Origin of the sequence: Microseira wollei NIES-4236, assembly GCF_020521235.1 — a bacterium.
Taxonomy (GTDB): domain Bacteria; phylum Cyanobacteriota; class Cyanobacteriia; order Cyanobacteriales; family Aerosakkonemataceae; genus Microseira; species Microseira wollei.
In genome coordinates this window covers 1-7365 of the sequence record NZ_BLAY01000298.1, presented here as the reverse complement: position 1 = coordinate 7365, position 7365 = coordinate 1, and the positions used below count along the sequence as shown (strand labels likewise).

Here is a 7365-nt window from a genome sequence, read left to right as displayed (position 1 = left end):
AGCGAGTAGGGAGAGCTACTCCCGAATTTACGCCTGCGGACAAGAAGGAGCCGACTCCCTTGGTGGAAGCAGGAAGTCAAGCTGATACAAGTCTCATAGGTAGATTTGAGTAGGTTTGGCAGAGCGGTTTTCTGTAGCGCCGTACCAGAAGCCTCAGCTAGAGAGCGATCGCGTTGGATATTGAGCAGCGTCGCTTCATTAGGGTACAACAAACTCAGCACGTAATGAGCCGCCCCAGTTACAGCAGCTTCCAAGGATGCGCCTGCTGGTGCAACTTGATTGACTAAATAAGGGGTGTGAGTTCGTGTAAAAGCATTCACCGTGTCATAAATCGCAGCACTCAGCAGCGCGGCGGCGCGAGTGCCTTCAGGTGGTGCCGATCCTACAGGATCGCCTGACTCCGGATCTTCCTGCACCGCATTTAAGAAGGCTGACATCCAGTCAATTACCACATCCGTACCCGGTGCAGAAACGAGTTGGGTGGCGATATTATTCCCGGAGTTACTGCTGCTGTGGTAGAGCGGATCGATTTCAGCAATCAGGTGATAAGCTCCCGGCGACACAACAGAAGTCACGTTGTTATAGGCAATATTAAACGTAGTAGATTGACCGGGTTTCAACTTGACATTCTCAGTCACTCTTGCCAGCAAGCCATCATTTTTTAAGTCCTCTTGACCATCGATTGCTGTTTCTGGAGTCACCCGATCGATTGTCTCATCGGTTGAAATAATCAGATTGACGGTTACAGGTCTATTGATAACTCTATTTCCTTTGTTAGTAACCGTAACCCTAGCTTTTCCCTTGTCACCGAAGTCAACTGTATCAGGCAAATTAATGCTATCAAATGCAACTTTTAGCGCGTCTTCCGTTCCCTCATATTTTATTTGCTGAACCTATTCGGAACTATCAGTGATAATACCGGATTTGTTAGTCGGCCCAGTAGCACTGGGATTATCATAAGGTCTGGCTTCAAATCCCAGTTCGTCAAAGTTGCCAAATACTTTAAACTTGAAATCCCCATTGACTCCATCATCAGCCGTGAACTTCACACCTAATTGGGAGTTATTAATCGAAGATTGATTGGTGCTTTGCGTATATTCATCGACCATGCGAACGCCAAAAATATCGACTTCTTGACCATTTTTGAATGCTCGCAAGTAACCAACTTCATCCCCCCACTTTTCGACACTTTTAGGATCAAATCTACTCAGGTCAATAAACGCATTGGTGATGGTTGTAAGCTCGTGCCATTTGTAAGTCAGTGCTTGGGATTGCTGAGTATTCGGGTTATAGTTGATTTCTGCCCGAACTTTGCTGCCGACATCGAACCAACCTTCATAAACATCAGCGACACCCATGCCGTCAATATTCCCGTAAGTCTCCGAGCTATTATTCTTAAGGGTGAGATTACCTTCGACAATTGGGTCCAAATAGTTGGTTTGCTTGCCGTTGAAATCTGTACCGAATATTTGGATACCTTGGTTCTCAGCATTTCTCAGCCAATCTTGTTTGAACTCGTTTAACCCCTTTGGATTATTTTTGTAAGCAAAATTTTGGCCTAGAGAACCAGTTATGGGGTTGACCATAATTTATCCTTCGATGATTAGTTGTTGAAAGTTGTTAATTAACTCAAGTAGGGGCGGGTTTTACCAATCAATCTGTGGAAAGAAACCGGGTTTATGTGAAAAAAAATTGTGGCTCAAGGAAAGATATCTAGGTCGAAACGGTGATGGTATCGTTAAACCCACCCAGGGGCGGGTTTTACCAATCAATCTGTGTGGAAATAAACCGGGTTTATGTGAAAAATTGTTGAGCCAGGAAAGACAGCTAGGTCGAAACTTTGGTGATGGCCTCGTCCCGCCCCTAGCGAGATCATGCATAGCCGCTAATAGCTAATGGCTCGAACGAAAAAAATGCTAGATTAGCAATTAGCAGCAAGTTGCGTTAATTAGAGTCAAGCAAAGAAAAAGTTACCAACTACAATCTCTGTTCGCTCCTTGTAGTAATTTAAAATTTTTACTTTTTGAATTCATCTAACAGTTATTAGGTTTTTTATTAGCAATTTTCTGGCGAAATCTATTAGTTGTGTTAGGAGATAAATATAAAATAAGTCTTAATTTACCTCAAAACCCTTGCCAAATAATCCTTACAGCGACTGGACCTGGACCGATGACGAACCTAGAAACCCGGTTTCTTTGCCTAAGTCCTGTGGACATCAGGCTGCCAGGAACGGCATATTATTAAGAAATGTGTATTTTAGTAAAAAAATATTAAAATAACAGCGCTCAATTGCTCAAACTGTGTAAAGAGATCGCAAATTTCCAGAATAACAATGAGCTAAGGTGTAGCAGATATCACATACTTACGCAGAAATCCAGAGAACTTCTCCCCTGAGCTATGGTATCTTCCCAATCGGAGCGATCGCTATCCGAGCAGTTCCCAGAAGCGGCTACTAGCTGGAACCTCCTAGAACTTTACAAGGACTTAACAGCAGCAAAACGACAGTATACGGGAATTCAAAAACAACAACTGACACCCCTAGAACAAGCCTATCTGCGAGGAATACTTTGCGGTCAAAGTCCGCCGAAAATTGCTACAAGACTACAGCGAGATATTAGAGGACTAAGAGTAGACTTATCGAGGGGACTGTATCGCTACATTGAAACTCTCACCCTGCGCCATCCGCAAGATTGGAAAGAAATTCCAGTTATACTAGAAGCTGCTGGCTACAAGCAAAAGGCGAATGTAGAGACGGTGCATCCAAAGTTGCTTCATTCTATCCCTCCCAAACGTCAAGATTTTGGCTTAGCGATGGATGTTTCTAAATTTTATGGACGCACAAGGGAACTGGCTACATTGGAGCAATGGATTGTAGAAGAAGAATGCCGCTTAGTTGCGATATTGGGGATGGGTGGAATTGGCAAAACTGCCTTAGCCTCTAAGCTGGTAGTGATGCTTCAGGAGCGGTTTGATTATTTGATTTGGCTCAGTCTTAGCCATGCTCCAATCATTACGGATACTTTAGCAGATTTACTTGAATCTCTATCTGATAGAAATCGAATAGATTTAGATGATTTGCGGTCAATCGCTCGCTTTATAAAAAAAATACCGATAGGGGAAAACCATAGCATAGAAGATTATCCAATTTATTTACCTGTTAAAAATAGCAGAAATTTAGCGGCGAGAGATCCAACAATTATTGCCGATGGAATTTGGCAATTGATTAAATGTTTACAGCACCATCGCTGTTTGATAATCTTGGATGAATGGGAAACAGTTTTTAGCCCTGAACGGTTAACTGGAATCTATCGAGAAGGATATGAAGATTACGGGGAACTCCTGAAACAAGTGGGAAAATCCCAGCATCAGAGTTGCTTGATTTTGACTAGCACTGAAAAACCTAAAGAAATTGCTGCTTTAGAAGGAGCAAACCTGCCAATTCGCTCGTTAAAATTAGGGAGTTTGGGAGACAATGCCGGGGAAATACTCAGAGATAAAGGAATCGCCCAAACAAAGCAATACGCTAATCTAATTGATGCCTTTAGCGGGAATCCCTTAGCTTTGAAAATTATCGCGACGACGATTCAAGATCTGTTTGGGGGAAGTATTTCTCGGTTTTTAAGCCGTGGATTGTTTTTAGGAGATTTTAGCGATCGCATCTCGACCCAACTCGCTCGTCTAACTCCGTTAGAAAAACAGATACTATCCCAGATAGCAACAGAATCCCAGCCGATTCCCCCTTACCAATTGCGCTCAAAAATACCGCCATGTAGCGATTCGGAGTTTATCAAAGTGCTAGAGTCATTGGTGAGGCGATCGCTGATTGAAATCGATACACAAAACAGCGAAACTCTGTGTACGCTGCCAACTATAGCGCTCCACTATTTTAAAATTAATAGTGGTTTAGATCAGTTTGATTCAATAGATAATCAAGTACAGATAGAGAGGTGAAAAATGGAAACAGTCAGGATAGTCAAACGGTCATATTGCCTAAAGAATTTCAGATACAAGGCAGTGAAGTTGATCTCAAAAAAATTGGCAGCGTCATTATTTTGATTCCCAAAGAAAATCCTTGGCAAGCCTTCGATAGTTTAAACCTATTCTCTGAAGACTTCATGGAAACCAGAGAACAACCAATTCCAGAAATTAGGGAGGCATTGGCATGAGGTTTTTACTCGATACTAACGCAAGTTGTTAGTTATTCAAATTGGGAATTGGGAATTGGGAATTGGGAATTGGGAATTGGGAATTGGATTGATTGGCAGTAGGGGCTACTTTAACGAGGTCATCACCAAAGTTTCGACCATGATCTCTTTCCTGGCTCAACAATTTTTCACAGAAACTTTGGTGATTCATCACCAAAGTTTCGACCATGATCTCTTTCCTGGCTCAACAATTTTTCACAGAAACTTTGGTGATGGCAGGTAAAACCCGCCCCTACTCTTGACAATTACCCATTCCCCCAGTCATCAACCCGGTTTCAGAGTTAATTTCTCGCTGTCAAACCCACGATTTTTCAGATCGCCCTTTGTTTCTTTGGCGTCATCAACCCGGTTTCAGAGTTAATTTCTCGCTGTCAAACCCACGATTTTTCAGCTCACCAAAGTTTCAATGCCTTGGGATGTAACTAGCAACTTGAGTTACTAATATTTGCATCTACATCATCAAACATCAACCTGCTAAAGTTTTGGCAAAATTTCAAACTCTCAACCCATCTGATATCGGGGTTTGATCCATAACGGTGGCAGAACTAGAATATGGTGCTTACAAAAGCCAACGTTTAGCGCAAAATAGATCTGCCTTGAGTCAGTTTTTAATTCCTCTAGAAGTCTTGCCATTTGATGAAAGAGCAACCCAGACTTATGGACAAATTAGAGCCGAATTGGAACCCAGGGGTATTGCAATCGGCTCGATGGATATGTTAATCGCATCGCAAGCAATCAGCCAGGGGCTTATCCTAATTACGAATAATCTGAGAGAGTTGTCACAAATTCCAGGGCTAAATTTGGAAAATTGGGCAGATTAAATTATTAATAAATTGACGGTGCGTTACGGCGCAATTTTTTTATATGCCCAAAAATAAAACGGGCAAATGCGCCTAACGCACCCTACTTCAGGTTCAGCAATCGGACGGGCAAGATGCCCATGCCACAAGAGCCATTTTTTCTTGTGGGACGGGCATCCTGCCCGTCCCACAAGAGCCATTTTTTCTTGTGGGATGGGCATCCTGCCCATGCCACAAGAGCCATTTTTTCTTGTGGGATGGGCATCCTGCCCGTCCCAGAATTTGAGCGAAAGCACAGAGGCAAGAGGTCTAGTAGCTTTGGACAAAGGACGCCATCAGCCACCAAATTGCTACGCCGAGACTCGCTACAACAGCCACGGTGGTGAAAACTGGATGCTTTGATGCTTTCACATACAGGCTACCCGATCGAATCCACCCCTGATGGGTTCCCCGTTCGTGCATCCCATAGCCAGGACGGTAGAGTGCGTTGTCCTCGCGATCGCGTGAGGGACGATCCGATTGCTGGGAAGGATACATCCACACTTCCATCAACTTGTCCATCAGTCGCGGCGCTAAAGCACCTAACACAGCAAAAAATTTCGCCTGGAAACCAACGTACATGTCCCGCTTGGGATGTTCGGCGGAATATAAAATCGCTTCTGCTACCGCTTCCGGTGGGTAAATCATACCGCGATGGGCGGGTTGTTTTGGCATATAGCTGCGGGCGTGTTCGTTATATGGCGTGTCGATCCGACCGGGGTGAATCAACGTTACCGAAACGGGTATTTTATCCGCCTCTAACTCCATTCGCAGCGCATCTGTCCAGCCATGAACCGCGTGCTTTGTAGTACAGTAGGTGGACTGGATCGGTGTGGCGCGATCGCCGAAAAAGCTGCCAATGTTAATCAGCGCCCCACTGCGCCTGCTTTCCTGAAAGTATTTGACAGCAGCGCGGCAGCCATATACGACCCCCCAGAAGTTGGTGTCGAACATGCGCTTCATGTCCGGTATCGAAACGTCCATGCAGCGACCGAAAATCGATACACCCGCGTTGTTAACCCGGGTGTCAGCCGCCAAAGTGTGCGATCGCTGCATCCGCAATCCGATTCACATCTTCTTCTCGCCCCACATCGGCGACGACGTAGATCGCCTCACCCCCAGAAGCGCGGATCTCTTCCACCAGTTGACGCAGCGCGTCCTCATTCCGCGCTGCAACTACAAGCTTCGCGCCTTGCTTTGCAGCCATTCTGGCGGTCACCAAGCCAATACCGCTGGAAGCGCCGGTAATGACAATTACTTGGTTTCGCAGCGGTTTAAGTGAAATAGCCATGACTTCTAACTTTAAACAAACAATAATTGCAACCCAGACAGGTCTTTTTCAATTGATTTGCGCTCGCTAATAAACAAAAGTAACTTTTAGCTGTTTAACAATCCTCTTCTAAAAGAAGTAGATTGATGTTATTCCCTTCTCCCCAGAAGAATATCTAGTGGGTCGCTGTCAAGCGAGGTAGGAATTTTGTATTTATCAACACAGGCTAACTTAACCTCAGACTCGTACTTTAGATAGACGTTAAGTTAATTAACAGACAGCTAAAGTTATCACTCAAAACCATCTAATAGATGGCTCTCGCTCAAAATACGTGCCGTTACTAATATTTACTACCGTCTGTTCAGGCTGGGAGCGCTTTATCAATGTTTAATTTTCTTAAGTCGGTTGGCGCTTATGCCAAGGAAAGCTTTCAAGCCGCACAATATATCGGAGGTGAAAATCATCCGTCAGGCACTCAAAGGTCTTCCCGGCGAGCCATTCGAGAATCTAGAAGCAAAACGCTTGGCAGCAGCGCCGAAATCAGAATGGAATGGTTTTGACTATCAGTACATCGGCCAGAAAATTGCTCCCACTTTCAAAATTCCCAAAGGCGAACATTATGTGCGCGTCGAAAGTGGGAAAGGCGAATTAGGCATTTTTATATTTGGGTACGATCATGTTTTCCCTTGGCGGTGGAAAATCCGCGCGGCTGATTTTGTCAACCGGCAAATCTTGCCTTACCTGATTAGAGGGATGAAAGTCGCTGATATTGTGGTGATTCTAGGCAGTATCGACGTTATTATGGGTTCGGTCGCTCGCTAATGGGAAATTATATCGTTTCCGATTGCTTCTATTCGCTCAAAATTGGTGGTAGGGGCTGGTTGGCGATAGGGGAACGGCATCAATAAACTTTGCTTAAAACTGGAAAGTTTTCTGCCTTAGCCCCTACATTTTGACCGTTGGTTTTATTCTGGTAAACGCCATCTGTGCCGCTACACAAACTCAGGTGTACCTGATCCGGGTGGAAACCGCTATATCGTTTCCGATTGCT

The 7365-nt window shown here is 44.4% G+C and carries 6 protein-coding genes and 3 pseudogenes; 5 read left to right on the top strand and 4 right to left on the bottom strand.

Going from position 1 to position 7365, the window contains the following annotated elements; genetic code table 11:
• Together MiSe_RS46390 and MiSe_RS46385 are read right to left on the bottom strand one after the other, a co-directional pair.
• Positions 1-830 (bottom strand): annotated as a pseudogene (locus MiSe_RS46390) (hypothetical protein); the annotation flags it as partial.
• 63 nt (positions 831-893) lie between these two features.
• Positions 894-1586 carry a hypothetical protein gene (locus tag MiSe_RS46385; RefSeq protein WP_226593700.1) on the bottom strand — a complete coding sequence of 231 codons (693 nt, stop codon included), beginning with the start codon at positions 1584-1586 and terminating at the stop codon, positions 894-896.
• Between the two features lie 811 nt (positions 1587-2397).
• On the opposite strand from MiSe_RS46385, the gene MiSe_RS46380 reads away from it, so the two are divergent.
• The 4 genes from MiSe_RS46380 (at position 2398) to MiSe_RS46365 (ending at position 5026) form a co-directional block, all read left to right on the top strand.
• Positions 2398-3951 (top strand): NB-ARC domain-containing protein, encoded by a 1554-nt coding sequence (locus tag MiSe_RS46380; protein WP_226593698.1) that lies wholly within the window; start codon positions 2398-2400, stop codon positions 3949-3951.
• A complete protein-coding gene (locus MiSe_RS46375) occupies positions 3948-4166 on the top strand; it encodes an antitoxin (RefSeq protein ID WP_226593696.1) in 219 nt (72 codons plus the stop codon). Before MiSe_RS46380 ends, MiSe_RS46375 begins: the two co-directional genes overlap by 4 nt.
• Positions 4167-4191: 25 nt before the next feature.
• Complete coding sequence (locus MiSe_RS46370; protein ID WP_226593693.1) at positions 4192-4428, top strand: hypothetical protein; 237 nt, start codon at positions 4192-4194, stop codon at positions 4426-4428.
• Positions 4429-4741: 313 nt separating this feature from the next.
• Positions 4742-5026, top strand: coding sequence for a type II toxin-antitoxin system VapC family toxin (locus MiSe_RS46365; RefSeq protein WP_226593691.1), 285 nt, complete (start codon positions 4742-4744; stop codon positions 5024-5026).
• An 82-nt stretch (positions 5027-5108) separates the two neighbouring features.
• Here the strand turns inward: MiSe_RS46365 and MiSe_RS46360 are convergent, their stop codons facing one another.
• On the bottom strand, positions 5109-5270 hold the full coding sequence (locus tag MiSe_RS46360; protein WP_226593689.1) for a hypothetical protein: 162 nt from the start codon (positions 5268-5270) through the stop codon (positions 5109-5111).
• A 44-nt stretch (positions 5271-5314) separates the two neighbouring features.
• Positions 5315-6335: pseudogene (locus MiSe_RS46355) on the bottom strand (SDR family oxidoreductase).
• A 432-nt stretch (positions 6336-6767) separates the two neighbouring features.
• Here MiSe_RS46355 and MiSe_RS46350 point away from each other — a divergent pair.
• Positions 6768-7136: pseudogene (locus tag MiSe_RS46350) on the top strand (NADH-quinone oxidoreductase subunit D-related protein); the annotation flags it as partial.
• Between the last annotated feature and the right edge of the window lie 229 nt (positions 7137-7365).

Excerpts from the sequence above, each read along its gene's own strand:
- MiSe_RS46385 (WP_226593700.1), bottom strand. The coding sequence starts at position 1,586 with ATGGTCAACCCCATAACTGGTTCTCTAGGCCAAAATTTTGCTTACAAA.
- MiSe_RS46380 (WP_226593698.1), top strand. The coding sequence starts at position 2,398 with ATGGTATCTTCCCAATCGGAGCGATCGCTATCCGAGCAGTTCCCAGAA.
- MiSe_RS46360 (WP_226593689.1), bottom strand. The coding sequence starts at position 5,270 with ATGCCCATCCCACAAGAAAAAATGGCTCTTGTGGCATGGGCAGGATGC.